Origin of the sequence: Nocardioides sp. (assembly GCF_047607185.1) — a bacterium.
Lineage (GTDB): Bacteria > Actinomycetota > Actinomycetes > Propionibacteriales > Nocardioidaceae > Nocardioides.
This window is the reverse complement of record NZ_JASGDQ010000053.1, coordinates 1-20810: the sequence shown is the minus strand read 5'-3', so window position 1 is coordinate 20810 and position 20810 is coordinate 1. Positions and strand designations below refer to the sequence as shown.

Annotated in this window: 23 protein-coding genes; 17 read left to right on the top strand and 6 right to left on the bottom strand. The window is 69.6% G+C overall.

The window, feature by feature from the left end; all coding sequences use genetic code 11:
• The first annotated feature begins 25 nt into the window (after positions 1–25).
• From QM595_RS05300 to QM595_RS05285, 4 genes are read left to right on the top strand one after another with little or no spacing between them, the layout of a single operon-like run.
• Positions 26–940 (top strand): PhoH family protein, encoded by a 915-nt coding sequence (locus QM595_RS05300; RefSeq protein WP_415170493.1) that lies wholly within the window; start codon positions 26–28, stop codon positions 938–940.
• Positions 937–1404, top strand: coding sequence for an rRNA maturation RNase YbeY (ybeY, locus tag QM595_RS05295; protein WP_415170485.1), 468 nt, complete (start codon positions 937–939; stop codon positions 1402–1404). Before QM595_RS05300 ends, ybeY begins: the two co-directional genes overlap by 4 nt.
• Positions 1401–2681 carry a hemolysin family protein gene (locus QM595_RS05290; protein WP_415170484.1) on the top strand — a complete coding sequence of 427 codons (1281 nt, stop codon included), beginning with the start codon at positions 1401–1403 and terminating at the stop codon, positions 2679–2681. Before ybeY ends, QM595_RS05290 begins: the two co-directional genes overlap by 4 nt.
• On the top strand, positions 2674–3012 hold the full coding sequence (locus QM595_RS05285; protein WP_415170483.1) for a cytidine deaminase: 339 nt from the start codon (positions 2674–2676) through the stop codon (positions 3010–3012). The genes QM595_RS05290 and QM595_RS05285 overlap by 8 nt, the downstream gene beginning before the upstream one ends.
• A gap of 178 nt (positions 3013–3190) precedes the next feature.
• Here QM595_RS05285 and QM595_RS05280 read toward each other — a convergent pair whose 3' ends face one another.
• Positions 3191–3442 carry a hypothetical protein gene (locus tag QM595_RS05280; protein ID WP_415170482.1) on the bottom strand — a complete coding sequence of 84 codons (252 nt, stop codon included), beginning with the start codon at positions 3440–3442 and terminating at the stop codon, positions 3191–3193.
• Positions 3443–3607: 165 nt separating this feature from the next.
• Between QM595_RS05280 and QM595_RS05275 the strand changes: the two genes are divergently transcribed.
• The 4 genes from QM595_RS05275 to era are packed head-to-tail and all read left to right on the top strand — an operon-like array spanning position 3608 to position 7992.
• On the top strand, positions 3608–4945 hold the full coding sequence (locus QM595_RS05275) for an FAD-binding oxidoreductase (protein ID WP_415170481.1): 1338 nt from the start codon (positions 3608–3610) through the stop codon (positions 4943–4945).
• Entirely contained in the window at positions 4942–6270 is a 1329-nt protein-coding gene (locus QM595_RS05270; RefSeq protein ID WP_415170480.1) for a class I SAM-dependent methyltransferase, read from the top strand. Before QM595_RS05275 ends, QM595_RS05270 begins: the two co-directional genes overlap by 4 nt.
• Before the next feature lie 10 nt (positions 6271–6280).
• On the top strand, positions 6281–7072 hold the full coding sequence (locus QM595_RS05265) for a siderophore-interacting protein (RefSeq protein WP_415170479.1): 792 nt from the start codon (positions 6281–6283) through the stop codon (positions 7070–7072).
• Positions 7069–7992, top strand: coding sequence for a GTPase Era (era, locus tag QM595_RS05260; protein ID WP_415170478.1), 924 nt, complete (start codon positions 7069–7071; stop codon positions 7990–7992). Before QM595_RS05265 ends, era begins: the two co-directional genes overlap by 4 nt.
• 218 nt (positions 7993–8210) lie before the next feature.
• Here the strand turns inward: era and QM595_RS05255 are convergent, their stop codons facing one another.
• From QM595_RS05255 to QM595_RS05240, 4 genes are read right to left on the bottom strand one after another with little or no spacing between them, the layout of a single operon-like run.
• Positions 8211–9023, bottom strand: a complete 813-nt coding sequence (locus QM595_RS05255; protein WP_415170477.1) for a septum formation family protein — start codon at positions 9021–9023, stop codon at positions 8211–8213.
• Complete coding sequence (locus tag QM595_RS05250) at positions 8999–9775, bottom strand: septum formation family protein (RefSeq protein WP_415170476.1); 777 nt, start codon at positions 9773–9775, stop codon at positions 8999–9001. Before QM595_RS05250 ends, QM595_RS05255 begins: the two co-directional genes overlap by 25 nt.
• A 28-nt stretch (positions 9776–9803) precedes the next feature.
• The gene (locus tag QM595_RS05245) at positions 9804–10289 is read right to left on the bottom strand and encodes a flavodoxin family protein (RefSeq protein WP_415170475.1); all 486 of its coding nucleotides are present in this window, start codon (positions 10287–10289) and stop codon (positions 9804–9806) included.
• The gene (locus QM595_RS05240) at positions 10290–10679 is read right to left on the bottom strand and encodes a pyridoxamine 5'-phosphate oxidase family protein (RefSeq protein WP_415170474.1); all 390 of its coding nucleotides are present in this window, start codon (positions 10677–10679) and stop codon (positions 10290–10292) included. It abuts the gene before it with no gap.
• 175 nt (positions 10680–10854) lie between these two features.
• On the opposite strand from QM595_RS05240, the gene leuA reads away from it, so the two are divergent.
• The 3 genes from leuA to QM595_RS05225 all read left to right on the top strand — a co-directional run bounded on the left by leuA (position 10855) and on the right by QM595_RS05225 (position 14010).
• A complete protein-coding gene (leuA, locus tag QM595_RS05235; RefSeq protein WP_415170473.1) occupies positions 10855–12609 on the top strand; it encodes a 2-isopropylmalate synthase in 1755 nt (584 codons plus the stop codon).
• 89 nt (positions 12610–12698) lie between these two features.
• Positions 12699–12866 (top strand): hypothetical protein, encoded by a 168-nt coding sequence (locus QM595_RS05230; RefSeq protein WP_415170472.1) that lies wholly within the window; start codon positions 12699–12701, stop codon positions 12864–12866.
• A 349-nt stretch (positions 12867–13215) separates the two neighbouring features.
• Positions 13216–14010, top strand: a complete 795-nt coding sequence (locus QM595_RS05225) for a hypothetical protein (protein ID WP_415170471.1) — start codon at positions 13216–13218, stop codon at positions 14008–14010.
• On the opposite strand, the gene QM595_RS05220 is transcribed toward QM595_RS05225, so the two are convergent.
• Positions 13979–14794, bottom strand: coding sequence for an ion transporter (locus QM595_RS05220; RefSeq protein WP_415170470.1), 816 nt, complete (start codon positions 14792–14794; stop codon positions 13979–13981). The genes QM595_RS05225 and QM595_RS05220 overlap by 32 nt on opposite strands.
• A 17-nt stretch (positions 14795–14811) precedes the next feature.
• On the opposite strand from QM595_RS05220, the gene recO reads away from it, so the two are divergent.
• The 6 genes from recO to QM595_RS05190 all read left to right on the top strand — a co-directional run bounded on the left by recO (position 14812) and on the right by QM595_RS05190 (position 20688).
• On the top strand, positions 14812–15540 hold the full coding sequence (recO, locus tag QM595_RS05215; protein ID WP_415170469.1) for a DNA repair protein RecO: 729 nt from the start codon (positions 14812–14814) through the stop codon (positions 15538–15540).
• A 6-nt stretch (positions 15541–15546) separates the two neighbouring features.
• Entirely contained in the window at positions 15547–16350 is an 804-nt protein-coding gene (locus QM595_RS05210; protein ID WP_415170468.1) for an isoprenyl transferase, read from the top strand.
• Positions 16351–16441: 91 nt separating this feature from the next.
• Positions 16442–17854, top strand: coding sequence for a glycine--tRNA ligase (locus QM595_RS05205; RefSeq protein WP_415170467.1), 1413 nt, complete (start codon positions 16442–16444; stop codon positions 17852–17854).
• A gap of 14 nt (positions 17855–17868) precedes the next feature.
• Positions 17869–18507 (top strand): hypothetical protein, encoded by a 639-nt coding sequence (locus QM595_RS05200; protein ID WP_415170466.1) that lies wholly within the window; start codon positions 17869–17871, stop codon positions 18505–18507.
• A gap of 47 nt (positions 18508–18554) precedes the next feature.
• A complete protein-coding gene (gene dusB / locus QM595_RS05195) occupies positions 18555–19673 on the top strand; it encodes a tRNA dihydrouridine synthase DusB (RefSeq protein WP_415170465.1) in 1119 nt (372 codons plus the stop codon).
• A gap of 151 nt (positions 19674–19824) precedes the next feature.
• Positions 19825–20688 (top strand): mucin-2 protein, encoded by an 864-nt coding sequence (locus QM595_RS05190; protein ID WP_415170464.1) that lies wholly within the window; start codon positions 19825–19827, stop codon positions 20686–20688.
• Positions 20689–20810: the final 122 nt, after the last annotated feature.

Genomic DNA, 20810 nt, shown 5'->3' with positions numbered 1-20810 from the left:
CGTGGTCGTCCCGACCAGCGTCGACATGGTGAGCGTGCTGGGGCCGGGAGACGAGTTCCTCGGCACCATCGAGAGCAACTTCGACGCCGACGTCCACGTCCGCGGCAACCGCATCACCCTGCACGGCGAGCCCCACGAGATCGCGCTCGTCGAGCGGCTGCTCGAGGAGATGGTCACCCTGGTTCGCACCGGCCAGGGGCTCTCGGTCGAGGCCGTCGAGCGGATCGTCGCCATGCTCCGCGCCGACACGACCGAGAAGCCCGCCGACGTGCTCAGCCTCAACATCCTGAGCAACCGGGGCCGCTCGATCCGGCCCAAGACGCTCAACCAGAAGCGCTACGTCGACGCCATCGACAAGCACACCATCACCTTCGGCATCGGCCCCGCCGGCACCGGCAAGACCTACCTCGCCGTCGCCAAGGCGGTGCAGGCGCTGCAGTCCAAGCAGGTCAACCGGATCATCCTCTCCCGCCCGGCGGTCGAGGCCGGCGAGCGGCTCGGCTTCCTGCCCGGCACGCTGACCGAGAAGATCGACCCCTATCTGCGGCCGCTCTACGACGCGCTCCACGACATGATGGACCCCGAGGTCATCCCCAAGCTGATGGCCAGCGGGACGATCGAGGTGGCGCCGCTGGCGTTCCTGCGCGGCCGCAGCCTCAACGACTCCTTCATCATCCTCGACGAGGCGCAGAACACCACGCCCGAGCAGATGAAGATGTTCCTCACCCGGCTCGGCTTCGGCTCCAAGATCGTCGTCACCGGCGACGTCACCCAGACCGACCTCCCCACCGGACAGAGGTCCGGCCTGCGCGCGGTGGAGGGCATCCTGGACGAGATCGAGGACATCAGCTTCAACCGGCTCACCAGCCACGACGTCGTACGCCACCGCCTGGTCGCCAAGATCGTCGCCGCCTACGACGAGCACGAGGCGCGGTCGTGACGATCGAGATCCTCAACGAGTCGGGGTACGACGGCCTCGACCTCGACCACTTCGCCAAGCTGGCCCGGTTCGTGATGGACCGGATGCGGGTGCACCCGCAGGCCGAGCTGTGCATCAAGGCGGTGGACCAGGAGACCATCGCCGAGCTCAACGAGCAGTGGATGGAGAAGGAGGGCCCGACCGACGTGCTCGCCTTCCCGATGGACGAGCTGCGGCCCGGCGAGATCGACGAGGAGCCGGAGGAGGGCGTCCTGGGCGACCTGATCCTGGCGCCGGCGATCGCGGAGCAGCAGGGCGAGAAGGCCGGCCACGGCCTGGTCGCCGAGCTCGAGCTGCTCACCACCCACGGCATCCTGCACCTGCTCGGCTACGACCACGCCGAGCCCGAGGAGCACCGGGAGATGTTCGACCTGCAGGCCGCGCTCCTCCAGGAGTGGGGCTCGCAAGCCCGCGCCCCACGGTGAGCGACCTCTGGCTCTGGGCGACCGCCGCGCTGCTGGTCGTCGTCGCCGGCCTCTTCTCCGCCGCCGACGCCGCACTGGCCGGCTTCTCCCACGCTCGCGCCGAGGAGCTGGCCGAGGACCGCCGAGCCGGCTCCCGCCGGCTGGTGACCCTGCTCGCCGACCCGCCGCGCTATCTCAACACCGCGCTGCTGCTGCGGCTGCTGTGCGAGATCGGCGCCACGGTGCTGGTCGCGCTTGAGGTCCACGACCTCTACGACGGCCGCTGGTGGCCGACGGTGCTCACCTGCGTGGGCGCCATGCTGGTGGTCTCCTTCGTCGCGATCGGCGTCGCGCCGCGCACGCTGGGCCGCCAGCACCACGAGCGGGTCGCCCTGCTCGCCGCCGCGCCGGTCACGCTGATCGCCGGCGTGCTCGGTCCGGTGCCGCGGCTGCTCATCCTGATCGGCAACGCGCTCACCCCCGGCAAGGGCTTCCGCGAGGGTCCGTTCAACACCGAGACCGAGCTGCGCGAGCTGGTCGACCTGGCCGAGGCGTCCTCGCTGATCGAGGGCGACGAGCGCCGGATGATCCACTCCGTCTTCGAGCTCGGCGACACCACCGCCCGCGCCGTCATGGTGCCTCGCGGCGACGTCATCTTCATCGAGCACCACAAGAACCTGCGGCAGACCATGTCGCTGTTCCTGCGCAGCGGCTTCTCCCGGATCCCGGTCATCGACGACAGCCTCGACAATGTCGTCGGGGTCGCCTACCTCAAGGACGTCGTCCGCCGCGACTTCGAGGCGCCGGACGTGGAGTTCACCCAGCGCGTCGAGGAGATCATGCGGCCGCCGTACTGGGTGCCGGAGAGCAAGCCCGTCGACGAGCTGCTCAAGGACATGCAGGCGCGCCGCCAGCACATCGCCATCGTCGTGGACGAGTACGGCGGCACCGCCGGCCTGATCACCATCGAGGACATCCTCGAGGAGATCGTCGGGGAGATCACCGACGAGTACGACGCCGGCGACGACTCTCCCGTGGTGATCGCCGAGGGCGTCGTCCGGGTGCCGGCCAGGTTCCAGATCGACGACCTCGACGAGCTGCTCGGCATCGACGTCGAGGAGGACGACGTCGACTCGGTGCGCGGCCTGATGGCCAAGCACCTCGGCCTGGTCCCCATCCCCGGCTCGGTGGTGGAGGCCCACGGCCTGCGGTTCACCGCGGAGGAGACCGCCGGCCGCCGTAACAAGATCGGCACCGTGCTCATCGAGCGCGTGGAGGAGGAGCCCGACCATGAGTGAACTGACCGCCGAGGACCAGAAGCTGGTCACCCTGGCCCGCGCCACCAAGGCCCGCACCGGCGCCGCGGAGGGCGCAGCCGTGCGCGACAGCGACGGCCGCACCTATGCCGGCGCCACCGTCGACCTGCCCTCGCTGCAGGTCTCCGCGATCGGCGTCTGTATCGCGATGGCGGTCGCGTCGGGCTCCAAGGGCCTGGCCGCCGTCGTACTGCTCACCGAGGGCGACCTCGCCGACGTCGACGCGAGCGTCATCAGGGAGTTCGGCGGCGAGTCGGTCACGGTCCTCGTCGGCGACCCCCGCGGCACCACCCTGGCGCCGACTCGGCACTAGTGCTGGTCTGAGAGGGCGCGAGTCGGCAGAAGTGCTGGTCTGAGAGGGCGCGAGTCGGCAGAAGTGCGGGTCGAGCGCCTGCACTTCTGCCGACTCGACGGGTTTTAGACCTGCACTTCTGCCGACTCGGCGGTGCTGGGACTCGCACTTCTGCCGACTCGCGCCGGTCTGGCTTGTGTCAGTCCAGCGGGAGGGTGCCCAGCTCGATGGTGAGGTGGATGCCGTCCTCCTCGCGGTAGGCGGTCAGCCCGGTCATCGTCGCGATGTCCGGCCTCTTGGCACGCATGTGGTCGGCGAGCGCCTCGATCGCGAGCGCCAGCCGGGCCTGGGTGACGGGCTTGCTGCGCCACTTGACCTGATTGGCCTCGAAGTAGGGGAAGGCCTTCTCGGCCAGGGTCGCGATGGCGTCTCTCTCAGCGGCGGTGGACAAGGTGGGGAGGCTCCTGAGGTCGTGTCGGTGGGGTGAGGCCGAGGATACGTGGTCCTGATGGGCGCCGTGGGGTGGAGCCGGCATGAAACCGCCCGGTAAAACAAGCATCGAGCAAGAGGAGTAACGTCAGGACGTGTGAGTCCCTGGGAGCAGCATGAGGCGGCTGTGGCGCGGCTGAAGGCGTCGTACGACGCCATTCCGGCAGGCGCCCCGGTCCGGCTGGCGAAGAAGACCACGAACCTGTTCCGGCCCCGTGCCGCGACCACCGCGCCGGGCCTCGACGTGAGCGGGCTGACCGGTGTCATCGAGGTCGACCCGACGGCGCGGACCGCCGACGTCCAGGGCATGTGCACCTACGAGGACCTCGTCGACGCCACCCTCCCGCACGGCCTGATCCCCTATGTCGTGCCGCAGTTGCGTACCATCACCCTCGGCGGCGCGGTGACCGGGCTCGGCATCGAGTCCACCAGCTTCCGCAACGGCCTGCCGCACGAGTCGGTGATCGAGATGGACGTCTTCACCGGTGCCGGCGCGGTGGTCACCACCCGCCCTGGCCCCCAAGGTCAGCACAGCGACCTGTTCGAGACCTTCCCCAACTCCTACGGCTCGCTCGGCTACGCCACCCGGCTGCGGATCAAGCTGGAGAAGGTGCCCAGCTTCGTGAGCCTGCGCCATGTCAGGTTCGACGACGCCGGGCTGCTGGCCAAGACCATCACCCAGATCACCGAGACCAAGGAGTACGACGGCGTCAGGGTCGACGGCCTCGACGGCGTCGCCTTCGCACCCGGCGAGCTCTACCTCACCCTGGCGACCTGGACCGACGAGGCGACCCAGGAGCCCTCGGACTACACCGGCCAGCAGATCTTCTACCGCTCGATCCAACAGCGAGAGACCGATCTGCTGACCATCTACGACTACCTCTGGCGCTGGGACACCGACTGGTTCTGGTGCTCCGGCGCCTTCGGCGCCCAGCATCCGACGCTGCGACGACTGTGGCCCCGCCGCTACCGCCGTAGCGACGTCTACATGAGGATGCTCGGCCTGGACCGCCGCTTCGACATCGCCGACCGGCTCGACAGGCGCGCCGGCCGGCCGCTGCGCGAGCGGGTGGTGCAGGACATCGAGGTCCCGGTCGAGAACCTGCCCGCCTTCCTGGAGTGGTTCGACGCCGAGGTCGGGATGCGGCCGGTCTGGCTCTGCCCGCTGATGGCCAAGCAGGCCTGGCGCTCCTACCCGCTGCAGCCCGGCGAGGTCTACGTCAACCTCGGCTTCTGGGGCACCGTGCACGTCGGCCCCGAGGCTGTGAACGGCCCAAAGAACCGCGCCATCGAGGCACGCGTGCACGAGCTCGGCGGCCACAAGTCGCTCTACTCCGAGGCGTTCTACGACCGCCAGACCTTCGACGAGCTCTACAACGGCGCCAACCTGGCGGCCGTCAAGCGGACCTACGACCCCCAGCACAGGCTCACGAGCCTCTACGACAAGGCGGTGAAGAAGCGATGACCAGCCCCAAGGACACCAGGGGGATCGCCCCCACGATCGCGACACTCTTCAAGGACGGGCTGCCGATCTGGCTCAAGGCCTACGACGGCTCGCAGGCCGGCAACCTGGACGCGCCGTACGGCATGGAGCTGGTCAACGAGCGCGGCCTGTCCTACATCATGACCGCCCCCGGCGACCTGGGTCTGGCTCGCGCGTACGTCAGCGGTGACCTGATCTTGCACGGCACCCACCCGGGCGACCCTTACGAGGCGTTCAAGCTCCTCATGCACCACACCAACTTCACGATGCCCGGTCCGCTGGAGCTGGCCGCCATCCTCCGCCGGCTGGGTGTCTCCCATCTCGTCCCCCCGCCGCCGCCCCGCCAGGAGGCGCTGCCGGACTGGCGCCGCCAGCTCGAGGGCCTGCGCGACCTGCGCATCCTGGGCGGCCGCCGCCACTCCAAGGACCGCGACGCCGAGGCGATCCACCACCACTACGACGTCTCCAACACCTTCTACGAGTACGTCCTCGGACCGTCGATGACCTACACCTGCGCGGTCTTCCCGACCCAGGACGCGACGCTGGAGGAGGCGCAGGCCAACAAGTACGACCTGATCTGCCGCAAGCTCGACCTCAAGCCGGGGATGAGGCTGCTCGACATCGGCTGCGGCTGGGGCAGCATGGTCCGCCACGCCGCGAAGCACTACGGCGTCAAGGCGCTCGGGGTGACGCTCTCCCGCGAGCAGGCCAACTGGGCCGCCGAGGAGATCAAGCGGCAGGGTCTCGACGACCTCGCCGAGGTGCGGTTCTCCGACTACCGCGACGTCGCCGAGGGCGGCTTCGACGCGGTCAGCTCGATCGGCCTCACCGAGCACATCGGGGTCGCCAACTACCCGGCGTACTTCTCCTTCATCAAGGGCAAGCTCAAGGACGGCGGCCGGCTCCTCAACCACTGCATCACCCGCAACGACAACCGGCAGAAGGCCAAGGCCGGCGCGTTCATCGACCGCTACGTCTTCCCCGACGGCGAGCTCACCGGCTCGGGCACCATCGTCACCGCGGTGGAGAACGTCGGGCTGGAGGTGCAGCACCACGAGAACATCCGGGTCCACTACGCCAGGACGCTCGCGGGCTGGAACAAGAACCTCGTCGAGCACTGGGACGAGTGCGTCGCCGAGACCGACGAGGGCACCGCCCGGGTCTGGGGCCTCTACATGGCCGGCTCGCGGATCGCGTTCGAGCGCAACGAGATCCAGCTCCACCACGTGCTGGCCACGCGGACCCCGAATTCAGGGCCAGCCGCCGGCGACTCGCACTACCCGCTGCGTCCCGACTTCGGCGTCTAGCCGCTTCAGGATGAGTGTCAGGGCCCAGCAGTACGACGCGCGGGTGCTGCGCCGCGAGCAGCTCAGCGAGCATCTGGTCAGGATCGTCCTCGGCGGGCTCGACGGCTTCGAGTCCACCCAGATCCCCGACGAGTGGGTCGGCCTGGTGGTGCCCGGCCAGTTCCAGTCGCGCTACTACACCGTGCGTCACTGGGACGGCGCCGAGATGACGCTCGACATCGTGGTGCACGAGGTCGGCCTGGTCACCGAGTGGGCCTCGCGCCACGACATCGTCGGCGAGGTGGTGCGGATCAGCGAGCCGAAGGGCTCCTTCGCGCCACCTGACGACGCCTGGTGGCTCTACCTGGTGGGAGACCTGACCGCGGCACCGGCGATGGCGCGCATCGCCGAGTCGATCGACCCGGCGATCAACGTCATGGTCTGGGTGGAGGCACCCGAGCCTGTCGAGGGCTACTTCGCCGAGGCGCTGGCCGGGCAGGGCAACCTCGTCTGGCTGCGGCCGGCGGCCGAGGGCAGCGGGCTCGCCCGGTGGGTGGAGTCGCTGCCCTGGCCCGACGGCCCGGGCTACTTCTGGATGGCGGGGGAGTCGGCGCAGATGCGGGCGATCCGCAAGCACCTGATGCGCGAGGTCAAGCTGCCGACCGCCTACTACGACGTGATGGGCTACTGGCGCGCCAGCACCGGCCGGCAGCCGCGCGCCGTCGACCCCGGCCCGATCTACCGGGCCGGCAAGGCCGCCGGGAAGTCCGACGCCGAGATCTGGGCGGACTACGACCAGGCCCAGCAGGCGGCCCAGCAATGAGCGAGCAGTTCCGCTCCGGCTTCGCCTCCTTCGTGGGGCGCCCCAACGCCGGCAAGTCGACGCTGACCAACGCCCTGGTCGGCAGCAAGGTCGCCATCACCTCCGACAAGCCGCAGACCACCCGGACCGTCGTACGCGGCATCGTGCACCGCCCCGACGCCCAGCTGATCCTCGTCGACACCCCCGGCCTGCACCGGCCCCGCACCCTGCTCGGGGAGCGCCTCAACGACCTGGTGGAGGCCACCTGGACCGAGGTCGACGTGGTCGCCATCTGCTTCCCGGCCAACGAGCGGATCGGCCCCGGCGACCGGCGGATCGCCGAGAACGCCAACAAGCTCAAGAGGGGGATCAAGCGGGTCGCCGTCGCCACCAAGACCGACCTGGCCAGCCCGGAGCGGATCGCCGAGCACCTGATGGAGATCACCGCGCTGGGTGAGGAGCTGGGCATCGAGTGGGCCGAGGTGGTCCCGGTCTCCAGCGTCTCCGGCGACCAGGTCCAGCTGCTGGCCGACCTGCTCGTGGGCCTGCTCCCCCAGGGGCCGCCGCTCTACCCCGAGGGCGACCTCACCGACGCCCCCGACGAGATCCTGGTCGCCGAGCTGATCCGGGAGGCGGCGCTGGACGGAGTCCGCGACGAGCTGCCGCACTCCATCGCCGTCGTGGTCGAGGAGATGGGCCTGCGCGAGGATCGCCCCGAGGACAAGCCGCTGATGGACATCCACGCCAGCCTCTACGTCGAGCGCGACTCACAGAAGGGCATCGTGATCGGCCACCGCGGGGCACGGCTGAAGGACGTCGGCAAGCGAGCCAGGCTCCAGATCGCCGAGCTGCTCGGCGTCCCGGTCTTCCTCGACCTGCACGTCAAGATCGCCAAGGACTGGCAGCGCGACCCCCGCCAGCTCCGCAAGCTGGGGTTCTAGCCACCCCACCCGGGTGAGCAGACGCAAACTGACATGCCAAACCCGGTGAGCAGGCTCAAACTGACGCACGTGGGACGGTGAGCGGTCGCAAACTGACATCCCCCGCTGCGTTCCTTCTGTCAGTTTGCGACCGCTCACCTGGGGGAGTTCGGGTTGCTTTGGCGGCTTGCGTTGAGGAGGGGTGGGGCCTCGCCGGCAGTTGCGGGCTTGGCCCTGCCTCAGTTGGTGGCTTGGTCCGGAGCCCAGCAGAGGCCGTAGGTCTGGCCGGCGGCCCATTGCTCGGCGGTGGGCCACTCATAGCCCCACTGGTAGTCGAGGGCGTCGCTGGCGACGTCCTGCCCAGCCTGCTGGCAGGTTTGCTGACCGGCGTCCCGAGCGGCCTCCTCGCCGGGATAGGACTTGCCGTCGAGCGGTACGACGGCGATCGCCCGCCAGGCATGGTCCCTGCCGCACGGCAGCCTCCGGAAGTCCGCGGCGTCAGGACCGTCGGTGCCACACATGGCGACCTCGTCGGCCCGGTCGGAGTCCAGCACGCCCTTCAGCGACCCGGTCAGCGTCGCGAGCCGCTGATCGCCGGCCACGTCGATGACGTCGCACCGGAACCAGTTGGCGCCCTCGTCGGAGTCCGCCACCGTCGGGGTGAACCAGACCGCGCGCAGCATCGAGAGCCGCAGGTCGTCGACCTCCCCGCCGACGTACGACGACAGCCTGGCCGGGCACGCCTTGGCTACCTGTCGCCGCACCCGGTCGGAGTCCACCGCAACCAGGTGGCCGTCGACCAGTGTGTCCAGCCGACCGACGTGGAAGGTCTCGGCGGTGTGCTTCTGGTCGCAGGAGATGCCGGGGCTCTGCGTGGTCGGTGCGACGGCGTCGACATAGGCGAGCCGGTGACAGGCCCCGACGGCCGGCGCGGCCACCGGGGTGGCGGTCGGTGGGGGAGTCGTCGGCGGCGTGCTTACCGGCTCCGACCCGGTGCAGCCGGCCGTCAGCAGGCCGGCCGCCAGCCCTACTCGGAGGTGGCGGCCCAGCACACCGACCTCCGATTGCCCGCCTGCCATTCCGCCTGGCCGAACCAGGTGTAGGCGTACTCGTAGTCCTCCGGGTAGCCCAGCCAGCCCTGCACCGAGGAGGCGCAGTAGTCGCTGCTGGTCTGCTTGACCGCATCGTCGCCGGGGTAGGGGTCGGTCGGCTCGCCCAGCTTGATGGTGGTGACGGCGCGCCAGGCGTGCTGCTTCGAGCACGGCACCTTCGCGCCGTGCTCGGGGTCGCTGCCGCGGGCACAGGTCATCCAGTGGTCGTCCGGCGGGCCCTCGGCCAGCAGGCCCTTCGTGGTGGTGGGCAGGTCCAGGTAGCGGCGGGACCCGGCGCCGCCGGCGAGCAGATCGCAGCGGTACCACCTCGCGCCGGCCGACCAGGCCTCCTCGCTCGGCCGGAACCACACCCAGGTCAGCAGGGTGCGCATCAGGGTGCTCTCGTTGATGCCCAGGTGCTCGCGCAGCGCGGTGCCACAGGTCTGGTAGGCCCATTGGTCGAGGCTGCTGTCGTCGTACGACGTCCTCGCGAACTCCTCCGGCAGCACCCCGGAGGCGAAGGTCTCGGCATTGTGCGGCTCGGTGCACGCCACCGGCGAGCTGTCGTTGGACCTCTTCGCCAGGTCGGCGCGCTTGAGCTCACGGCACTGGCCGGTGGCTGGCGGGTCCATCGTCACCTTGCCGCCGGAGGCCTTGTCGCCGCACGCCACGAGGGCCGGGAGCAGCAGGGCGAGCAGGAGAAGGCGGCGCACGCCGACCAAGGTTAGCGATCGGGGCGAGTCAGTCCGACAGCAGCGCCGCGAGCGTCGCGCCGAGCTCGTAGGCCGCCTCCAGCTGCTCCCCGGTGACGTCGCCGAGCACGTCCAGCACCGGCGCCGCCTGCGCCCAGCCCAGCGCGGCCACGATCGAGCCCACCGACCGGATCGCGCCGGCGGTGTCGTAGCGGCCGTGCACCCACAGCCCGTAGGGCTTGCCCTTGGTCGAGCCCGGCGCCGCCCCGCCGGCCGCGTCCAGGGAGCCGCCGATGGCGAGGAACGTCGAGTCGAAGAGATGTTTGAGCGCGCCACTCATGTAGCCGAAGTGGGCCGCCGTGCCGAGCAGGTAGCCGTCGGCCGCGAGCAGGTCCTCGGCGCTCGCCTCCAGCGGCGACCGGGCGACGACCTCGACCCCGGTGATGGCGTCGTCGTGGGCGCCGGCCAGGACGGCGTCGCCCAGCGCCGAGAGCGAGGCCGACGGAGTGTGCTGGAGGACCAGCAGGGTGGCCATTCAGTCCAGCCGGCGACCGGTCACCTCGGCGCCGGCGAGCTCGATCCACAGCGGCCGGGGGCCATCGGGCCAGGTCCGCAGCCGCTGCACGTCCTCCGGCACGGTGTCGGTGTGGAAGTGGACGTGCGCGACCCCGCGCAGCTGCACCGACCAGCCCACGTGGGTCTCGGGGTCGATCGAGTCGACCAGCACGGCTACCGGGGTGTCGTCCACCTCCTTGACCAGCGAGGAGTACGCCGAGGTGCGGATCCACAGCGTCCGGTCATGGATCACGTGGTTGACCGGCAGGATCACCGGTCCCGACCCCGAGCTCCACCCGATCCGGCACAGTCCCTGCTCCCCGGCCAGGTCCCAGGACTCGTCGACATCCAGCTCGATCAGCTCAGCCATGACACCAGTCAACCAGTCCCGCCGCGGATGCGGTATGGTGGCCCTCGTCATGCTGAACCGCAGCCTCCTCCTTAGCTGCCGCAGCGGGGTCTTCTCTATCAAGTAGAGGCCGGGACTCCCTCGCTGCGGAGAGTTGTCGTGTGCCGGCACACCGACCACAGCTAGAGGAAGATCGATGACCAGTCTCAGCAACACCCGCAACTTCCAGAAGACCTCGCCCATGCCGTTCGGGCGCTACACCGCATTCCAGCCGGTCGACGTGCCCGACCGCACCTGGCCGACGAAGCGGATCACCCACGCGCCGCGCTGGCTCTCCACCGACCTGCGCGACGGCAACCAGGCGCTGATCGACCCGATGACCCCCGGCCGCAAGCTGATGATGTTCGAGCTGCTGGTCAAGATGGGCTACAAGGAGATCGAGGTCGGCTTCCCGTCGGCCAGCCAGACCGACTTCGACTTCGTGCGCAAGCTCGTCGTCGAGGACCGGATCCCGGACGACGTCCAGATCTCGGTGCTGACCCAGGCCCGCGAGGATCTCATCGAGCGCACCGCCGAGTCGTTGGCCGGCGCCCCGCGCGCCACCATCCACCTCTACAACGCCACCGCCGAGCTGTTCCGCCGGGTCGTCTTCAACGTCACCCCCGAGGAGTGCATCGGCATCGCGGTGCGCGGCACCGAGATGGTGATGAAGTACGCCGAGCAGTATCTCGGCCCGATCGTCGGCACCGAGGACTTCGGCTACCAGTACAGCCCCGAGATCTTCACCCAGACCGATACCGACTACGCCCTGGAGATCTGCGAGCGGGTCTCCGACGTCTGGCAGCCCGAGCCGGGTCGGGAGATCATCCTCAACCTGCCCGCCACGGTCGAGATGTCGACGCCCAACACCTACGCCGACCAGATCGAGTACTTCGGCCGCGGCCTGACCCGGCGCGACGTCTCGGCCATCAGCCTGCACCCGCACAACGACCGCGGCACCGCCGTGGCCGCCACCGAGCTGGCGCTGATGGCCGGCGCCGACCGGGTCGAGGGCTGCCTGTTCGGCCACGGTGAGCGCACCGGCAACGTCGACCTCGTCACGCTGGGCATGAACCTGTTCAGCCAGGGCATCGACCCCCAGATCGACTTCTCCGACATCGACGAGATCCGTCGTACCGTCGAATACGTCACCAACCTGCCGGTCCACCCGCGCCACCCGTACGCGGGGGACCTGGTCTACACCGCCTTCTCCGGCTCCCACCAGGACGCCATCAAGAAGGGGCTGGAGGATCTGGACCGGATCGCCGCCGAGCGAGGCGTCCCCGTCTCCGAGGTGCCCTGGGAGGCGCCGTACCTGCCGATCGACCCCAAGGACGTCGGCCGCACCTACGAGGCGGTCATCCGGGTCAACAGCCAGTCCGGCAAGGGCGGGGTCGCCTACATCCTCAAGAACGAGCACCACCTGGACCTGCCGCGCCGGGCCCAGATCGAGTTCAGCCGGGTGATTCAGCAGCACACCGACGCCGAGGGCGGCGAGATCACGCCCGAGGAGATCTGGTCGATCTTCTCCGCCGAGTACCTCCAGCGCGAGGAGCCCTACTCGCTCACCTCCTGGAACTCCGTCACCGGCCCCGACGGCGACCGCCAGGAGGTGCACCTGCGGGTGCGCGGCGAGGAGCGGGTCTTCACCGGCGAGGGCAATGGCCCGGTCGCGGCCTTCGTCGACGGGATGCGGCAGGCCGGCGCCGCCATCCGCGTGCTCGACTACGCCGAGCACGCGCTGTCCTCCGGCGGCGACGCCCTCGCCGCGGCCTATGTCGAGTGCGAGATCGCCGGCGAGACGGTGTGGGGCGTCGGCATCCACGCCAATATCGTCACCGCCTCGCTGCGGGCCGTGGTCTGCGCCGCCAACCGCGCCGCCAAAGAGGGTGTCATTCCAGACCGCGTGTGATCGTGCGGCTTCGGTCCGTTCGCTCGGCGCTCGGGCTATTGCCCCTAGAGACTCGGGGAGTAATGTCAGCGAACCACGAGGAGGTGGCCATGGAAGTTAAGCGCAAGGTTGCCGTTTCGGTGAGCATTGCTGCTGCTCTGGTGGGAATATCCACCGGCGGGGCGTACGCCGCATCAAAGTATCTCTCGGTACCCGTTTCGATGCAGGCCAAGAGCAACTGGTGCTGGGTGGCTTCCGCCCAGTCTGTGGTGAAGTAGCACCAAGGATCGAGTCCGATTCAGTGCACCGTGTATAAGCAGGCGAAGGGGACGAGCACTTGCGACGACACCACCGGTACGCTGGCAAATGTCTCCACCATCTTCATGCACGCAGGATTCGCATCCCCGGGAACCTATACCAGCGGCGCAAGATCCTGGAACCAGCTCCAAACTGACCTGAACTCAAACCAGCCGACCGTGGTTCGCTGGGGGTGGGACTCTGGGGCGGGCACATGGTCGTGATCCGAAGTTTCAATACTTCGGGCTCGGACGTCGGCTTCATGAACCCTCTTGCATCAAGTTATCAGTACGGTTCCTACTCGTGGATGTTGTCAGGAGGCGGACATACATGGACACATTCCTTGTATGGCGCGAACGACTGACTCGCTGCGGCCTGCTCGCGGGCGGGATAGCAACGGCGACGCTGCTCGCCGTGCCGACCGCGCCGGCGACGGCCGACGCTCCTGACGTTCCCGACGATGTCTCTCAGGCATTCAACGGCGAGGCTCTCTCACACCTGCGCGAGATGAATGCGACGGACATGGAGAAGAGCGGGGTCCGTACCACGAACGTCAGCGCCGCGACCGACTTCGGCGACCCCCGTCAGATCCATATGTGGAGCGCAAACCTGTTGGCATCCGCCGCCGTAGACGAGCCCGTGGAAGCGATGCTCGAGTGGGTCGCGCCGATCCTTGACGAGAATGGCGACGCGCTCGGCACCTATCGGGTCTGGCGCTCGGCTCCCGACCGTGCCGCGGAGTTCGCGACCTACGACGGTGAGGTCGAACTCGGGGAGAGTCTTGAGTCGGTGCCCCTCGATGCCACGTTGATCGGTGATGTCGAGACCGGTGGATGGTTCTGGCTCGCGGACGGAGAGGTCACCCCACTCAACGACCTCGCTCGCGCGGAGGTCCCGCGCTCGGTGCCTGTCAGCGAAGTGGCGTCGATCGTCTCAGCGCGCCATCAGGCAATGCTGGCGATGTCGACAGAAGAGGACTCGGCAGGCGGGGCACCCGTGCAGCGAGCAGCAATAGACTCCGACGGCTTCAACTGGCCGCTCGTGGCTGGCAGCGGTGCGCTCGTCCTCGTCGGCGTTGCCGGAGCGCTAGTTGTCACGGTGCGCGGCCGACGCCGTCCTGCTTGACCTGCTCGTGGAGCTGCTCGCGGACGTTGCCGCGCAGCTCGGTGGCCGACTCTCGGATCGCGTCGCTGATCAGCTCGTGCACCCGGGGATCGGCCAGCGCGCCGTGCGCGATCCGGAAGACGGTGTCCGAGACCAGTCTCACCACATCGTCGTGGAAGGGCAGGTAGCGCAGCTTGCCGGTCGCCTGGTCCTGCCTGATCAGGTCGAGGACGAGCGCGTCGAGCTCGGCCCGGTTCTCCTCGATGGCACTGGCGATGTGCTGGGTGTAGTTGCCGGTCTGGATCACCGCTATCACCTCGTCGAGCACGGCCACGGTGACGGGCTTGCGGATCACCGAGACGATCGTGTCGGCGAACCGGCCGACGACGTACGCCGTCGCACGATCGCCGAAGGCACGGTCCGCCGCCCGCCCCAGCCGGACCAGGATGACCACGACCCTGATCAGCCGGAACGACCTGAACGCCGGGTTCGAGAGCGGGATCATGCCCAGCACCTCGTACCAGTAGGTCGCGACGAACCGCCAGCCCATCCGGGAGCGACGCCAGCGCACCACGAACTCGACGGCGAAGACCGCGCAGATGACGTCGTCGGCGATGACGATGCGGTCCACCCACCGCTGCGGCGCATCGAAGAAGGTGACCCAGCTCAGCAGCGCCACCGAGATCACCGCCAGCAGCAGCATCAGCCAGTCGACGACGGTCACCGGCGGTGCCGCCGGGCGGCCGGGCTTGCGGCGCGGTCCGCTGCCGTGGTCCGGAGTGGCAACCGGTGTCGTGGCGGTCATGGGCGCAGAATAGTTAGGTGCCTCTCTACCGCGACGAGGCGATCGTGCTGCGCACCCACAAGCTCGGGGAAGCCGACCGCATCATCACCCTGCTGACCCGGTCCCACGGCCGGGTGCGCGCGGTGGCCCGTGGCGTGCGGCGTACGACGTCCCGGTTCGGGTCGCGGCTGGAGCCGTTCACCCACGTCGACCTGCAGCTGGCCGACGGCCGCTCGCTCGACACCATCACCCAGGCGGAGACGCTGACGCCGTTCCACTCCGAGATCGGCCTCGACTACGACCGCTACACCGCTGGCACGGTGATGCTGGAGACCGCCGAGCGGCTGGTGACCGAGGAGCGGGAGCCGTCGGTGCAGCAGTTCCTGCTGCTGGTCGGCGGCCTGCGGGCGATGGCCTCCGGCGCCCACCAGCCCTCGCAGATCCTCGACTCCTATCTGCTGCGCTCGCTCGCGGTGGCCGGCTACGCGCCGTCGTTCTCGGCCTGCGCCAGATGTGGTCTCGAAGGACCCCATCGCTGGTTCAACGTCTCCCTGGGCGGTGCGCTGTGCGTCACCTGCCGGGTGCCCGGCTCGGCCTCGCCGGCCGCCGAGACCCTGACGGTGCTCGGTGCGCTGCTGGCCGGTGACTGGCCGGTCGTCGAGGCGGCCGCGCCGCGCCATCTGCGCGAGGCCAGCGGCCTGGTGGCGGCGTACCTCTCCTGGCATCTGGAGCGCGGGCTGCGCTCGCTGGCCTATGTGGAACGCTAGCCCGCTGTGAGTCACCGCAAGCCCACGCCGCACCCCTCGGGGGCGACCCCGCCGCCGATCCCGAGGGACCTGGTGCCCCGGCACGTCGCCATCATCATGGACGGCAACGGCCGGTGGGCCAAGCAGCGCGGCCTGCCGCGGACGAAGGGCCACGAGGCGGGGGAATCGAGTCTCTTCGACGTCGTCGAGGGTGCCATCGAGCTCGGCGTCAAGGCGATCAGCGCCTACGCCTTCTCCACCGAGAACTGGACCCGCAGTCCCGACGAGGTGCGGTTCCTGATGGGCTTCAACCGCGACGTGATCAGGCGTCGCCGCGACGAGATGAACGAGCTCGGCGTCCGGGTGCGCTGGGCCGGCCGCGCGCCGCGGCTGTGGCGCTCGGTCATCAAGGAGCTGCAGGTCGCCGAGGAGCTGACCAGGCACAACGACGTCTGCACCCTCACCATGTGTGTCAACTACGGCGGCCGCGCCGAGCTCGCCGACGCCGCCAAGCGGATCGGCCAGGACGTCGCGGCGGGCCGGCTCAAGGCCGACAAGATCGACGAGCGGACCTTCGCGCGCTATCTCTACGTCCCCGAGCTCGCCGACGCCGACCTGATCTGGCGTACCTCGGGGGAGCAGCGGCTCTCCAACTTCATGCTCTGGCAGGCCGCCTACTCCGAGCTGGTCTTCACCGACGTGCTCTGGCCCGACGTCGACCGCCGCCACCTCTGGGCGGCCGTCGAGACCTACGCCCGCCGCGACCGGCGCTACGGCGGCGCCCTCCCCAATCCCGAACGGCCCAATCCCGAACAGCCCGGCACCGAATAGCCGGCACCCGCACCTGGCTGGGTAGGCTGGCGCCCCACAGCGCCGACCCGCCGGCGAAGACCCGCACGACCCCAGAAAGCAGCTGACAGCAGTGGCAAAGCCGCCCGCCTCCACCGTCGACCAGATCGTCTCCCTCGCCAAGCGGCGCGGGTTCGTCTACCCGTCGGGGGAGATCTACGGAGGCACCAAGAGCGCCTGGGACTACGGCCCGCTCGGCGTGGAGCTGAAGGAGAACATCAAGCGGCAGTGGTGGCGCTCGATGGTGACCAGCCGCGACGACGTCGTCGGCCTCGACTCCTCGGTGATCCTGCCCCGGCAGACCTGGGAGGCCTCCGGCCACGTCGCCACCTTCAGCGACCCGCTGACCGAGTGCCAGAGCTGCCACAAGCGGTTCCGTGCCGACCACCTGCAGGAGCAGTACGCCGAGAAGAAGGCCAAGAAGGATGGGCAGAGCTCGGACCCCGACAGCGTCACGCTCGAGCAGATCGCCTGCCCCAACTGCGGCACCCGCGGCGCCTGGACCGAGCCGCGGCAGTTCTCCGGCCTGCTCAAGACCTTCCTCGGTGTGGTCGAGGACGAGACCGGGCTGCACTACCTGCGCCCCGAGACCGCGCAGGGCATCTTCCTCAACTTCGCCAATGTGGTCACCAGCCAGCGGATGAAGCCCCCGTTCGGCATCGCCCAGATCGGCAAGTCCTTCCGCAACGAGATCACCCCGGGCAACTTCATCTTCCGGACCCGCGAGTTCGAGCAGATGGAGATGGAGTTCTTCGTCAAGCCGGGCACCGACGAGGAGTGGCACCAGTACTGGATCGACACCCGCACCCAGTGGTACGTCGACCTCGGCATCAACGCCGACAACCTGCGGCACTACGAGCACGCCAAGGAGAAGCTGTCGCACTACTCCAAGCGGACCGTCGACATCGAGTACCGCTTCAACTTCGCCGGCTCGGAGTGGGGTGAGCTGGAGGGCATCGCCAACCGCACCGACTTCGACCTCTCCACCCACTCTCAGCACTCCGGCGCCGACCTCTCCTACTACGACCAGCCCCACGACGAGCGCTACGTCCCCTACGTCATCGAGCCGGCCGCCGGCCTCTCCCGGTCGCTGATGACCTTCCTGGTCGACGCCTACACCGAGGACGAGGCGCCCAACACCAAGGGCGGCGTCGACAAGCGCGTCGTGCTCAAGCTCGACCGCCGGCTCGCCCCGGTCAAGGCCGCCGTGCTGCCGTTGAGCCGCAACGAGGACCTCTCGCCCAAGGCGCGTGACCTCGCCGCCGAGCTGCGCAAGAGCTGGAACGTCGACTTCGACGACTCCGGCGCGATCGGTCGCCGCTACCGCCGCCAGGACGAGATCGGCACGCCGTTCTGCGTCACCGTGGACTTCGAGACCCTCGAGGACCAGGCCGTGACCATCCGCGAGCGCGACACCATGGCCCAGGAGCGGGTCTCACTCGACCGCGTCCCGGCCTACCTGGCGGAGCGCCTGCTGGGCGCCTGATGCGGAGGAGAGCCATGGAGGGATTCCGTACGACGACCGCCGCGGCCGCCGGGGGTTTGCTGGTCATCGCGTTGCTGGCCGGCTGCTCCGGGGGCTCGGGCGGCTCCGAGCCGCCGTCGTCGCCGTCGGCCTCCGCGTCGACCAGCTCCGCCGCGGCGTACCCCTCCACCAACGCCGAGGTGACCCTGACCGACCCCGGCACCGACCTGTCCTACGGGCAGCCGGCGTCGATCGCCTGGCAGGCGGGTGCCGACACCGTCGGCACGCTGCGGATCAGCGTCGACTCGGTCGAGCAGACCACCTTCGCGAAGTCCTTCAAGGACTGGAAGGTCGACGACACGACGAAGACCTACACGCCCTACTTCGTGCACGCCTATGTCACCAACCTCGGCGACACCGACCTGAGCGAGCTGCCGGTGCCGCTCTACGGCGAGAGCAGCGCCGACGCGCTGGTCGAGCCGAGCACCTTCGCGACCACGTTCAAGCCCTGCCACCCCGGCAAGCTGCCCGCCGGCTTCACCGCCGGGGCCGCCACGTCGGTGTGCCTGGTCTACCTGGTGCCGCCGGGCGGTCAGCTCGCCGGCGTCGTGTTCCGGCCCACCGAGGACTTCATCCCGATCACCTGGACCGGCGCGGTCCGGACGCTGGGCTGAGAGCACGCCGCTTTGGCCGGGGCGGCCGGCTCCGTGACAATCGGAGAGTGACCCTCCGCCTCGGCAGCCTCGAGATAGCGACGCCGGTGGTGCTCGCGCCGATGGCGGGCATCACCAATGCGGCCTACCGCCGACTGTGTGCCGAGCAAGGGGCCGGGCTCTACGTCTGCGAGATGATCACCTCACGGGGGCTGGTGGAGGGCGACCAGCACACTCGGGACATGCTGGTCTTCGACGAGGCCGAGACGGTGCGGTCGGTGCAGCTCTACGGCACCGATCCGGCGTACGTCGGCAAGGCGGCCGAGATCCTCTGCGCGGAGTACGGCGTCGCCCACATCGACCTCAACTTCGGCTGCCCGGTCCCCAAAGTGACGCGCAAGGGCGGCGGCGGAGCGCTGCCCTGGAAGCGGACCCTGCTCGGCGCGATCCTGGAGCACGCCGTGGCTGCCGCGACGTCGTACGGCGTGCCGGTGACGATGAAGACCCGCAAGGGCATCGACGGGGACCACCTGACCTATCTCGACGCCGGCCGGATCGCTGCCGACGCCGGCGTGGCCGCCATCGCGCTGCACGGCCGCACCGTCGCGCAGGCCTACTCCGGGGTGGCCGACTGGGCCGCCATCGCCGAGCTGAAGGCCTCGGTCGACATCCCGGTGCTCGGCAATGGCGACATCTGGGAGGCCGCCGACGCGCTCCGGATGGTCGCCGAGACCGGTGTCGACGGCGTCGTCGTCGGCCGCGGCTGCCTGGGCCGGCCGTGGCTGTTCCGCGACCTGGCCGCCGCCTTCGCGGGCGAGCAGGTCGCCACCCTGCCGACGCTCGGCGAGGTCGCGGCGATGATGCGCCGCCACGCCGAGCTGCTGTGCCGCCACCTCGGCGAGGAGCGGGGCTGCAAGGAGTTCCGCAAGCACGTCACCTGGTATCTCAAGGGCTTTGCCGCCGGCGGCGAGATGCGTCGTGACCTGGGCCTGGTCGGGACGCTCGCCGACCTCGACCGGCTGCTCGCCGGGCTCGACCCGGCCGAGCCGTTCCCGGTCTCCGAGCTGGGCACCCCCCGGGGCCGGCAGGGGTCCCCGCGGGAGCGGGTGGTGCTGCCCGAGGGCTGGCTGGAGGACACCGACGGCACCGGCTGCGTCATCGCCGAGGACACCGTCTCCGGCGGCTGAGCGCCGTGCTTCGTCGCGATCGAGGTGACGTAGCACACTGATGCCGCTAGGGTCTCGATAGTGGACCGTTCAACGATGTGTGGTTCACTCGATAGCTGCGTCCGGCTCGGGGGCGCTCGCACCTGTAGTCGACCAGCAAAGGATCAGCGCTGTGGCAGAAGGTCGCCACAAGCGGGACACCGATGCCCGCCCGGGGTCTCTCGCGAGACTCCGACCCCGGACCGCCGCCGTCGCCGGCCCGATCGCCCTGGTGGCGACCGCTGCGGTGGTGGCCACGGGCGTCTCCCTCTCCGGCCCGCTCTCGGCGGTCCCCACGGCCGGCGTGAGCAACCCGCTGGCGGAGCTGACCGCCGCCGCGCCGGCTCCCGGTGACGACGCAGCGGCGGCGGAGCGGCGTGCCACCGTGTCCCGCTCGACCGCACGCCGCGAGGCCAAGGCCGCGATCGCGGGTGACACGAAATGGACCACCGCCGACCTCAATCTCTGGACCAGCGCCGGCAAGGCCGCCCGCCAAGACGGCGAGGCCGACAGCGGCACCGAGGTGACGGCCACCGGCCGAGCCAAGGCCGGGCGTGTGGAGGTGGTCGTCGACGGCCTCCGCCGCTGGGTGAGCGAGGGCTACCTCTCCGACGAGAAACCGCTGGCCGTCGCCGAGGGCACCTCGATGGAACCCTGCCCCGACCCGGGCGTCGAGAGCGGTCTGAAGGCCAACATCATCTACGTCTACCGCTCGGTCTGCCACGCCTACCCCCAGATCACCAGCTATGGAGGCTGGGACGCCCACGGTGAGCACGCCTCCGGTCGGGCGCTCGACATCATGACCAGCGACGTCGAGCTCGGCACCGCCATCGCGGAGTACCTCCGCGCCCACGCCGCCGAGTTCCACCTCTACGACGTGATCTGGCGCCAGCGGATCTGGACCCCGGTGCGCTCCGCGGAGGGCTGGCGGTCGATGCCCGACCGTGGCTCGGCGACCGCCAACCACTACGACCACGTCCACGTCTCGACCTACTAGATGACAAATTCCAAGGGGTTCTCAGTGGTCGTAGGCGGTCAGGGACCGTAGGACGGGTGCGTCGACGCTGTCGTTGTGCCAGATGGCGGCGGTGAGTGCGAGGACGCGCTGTGCGACTCGGG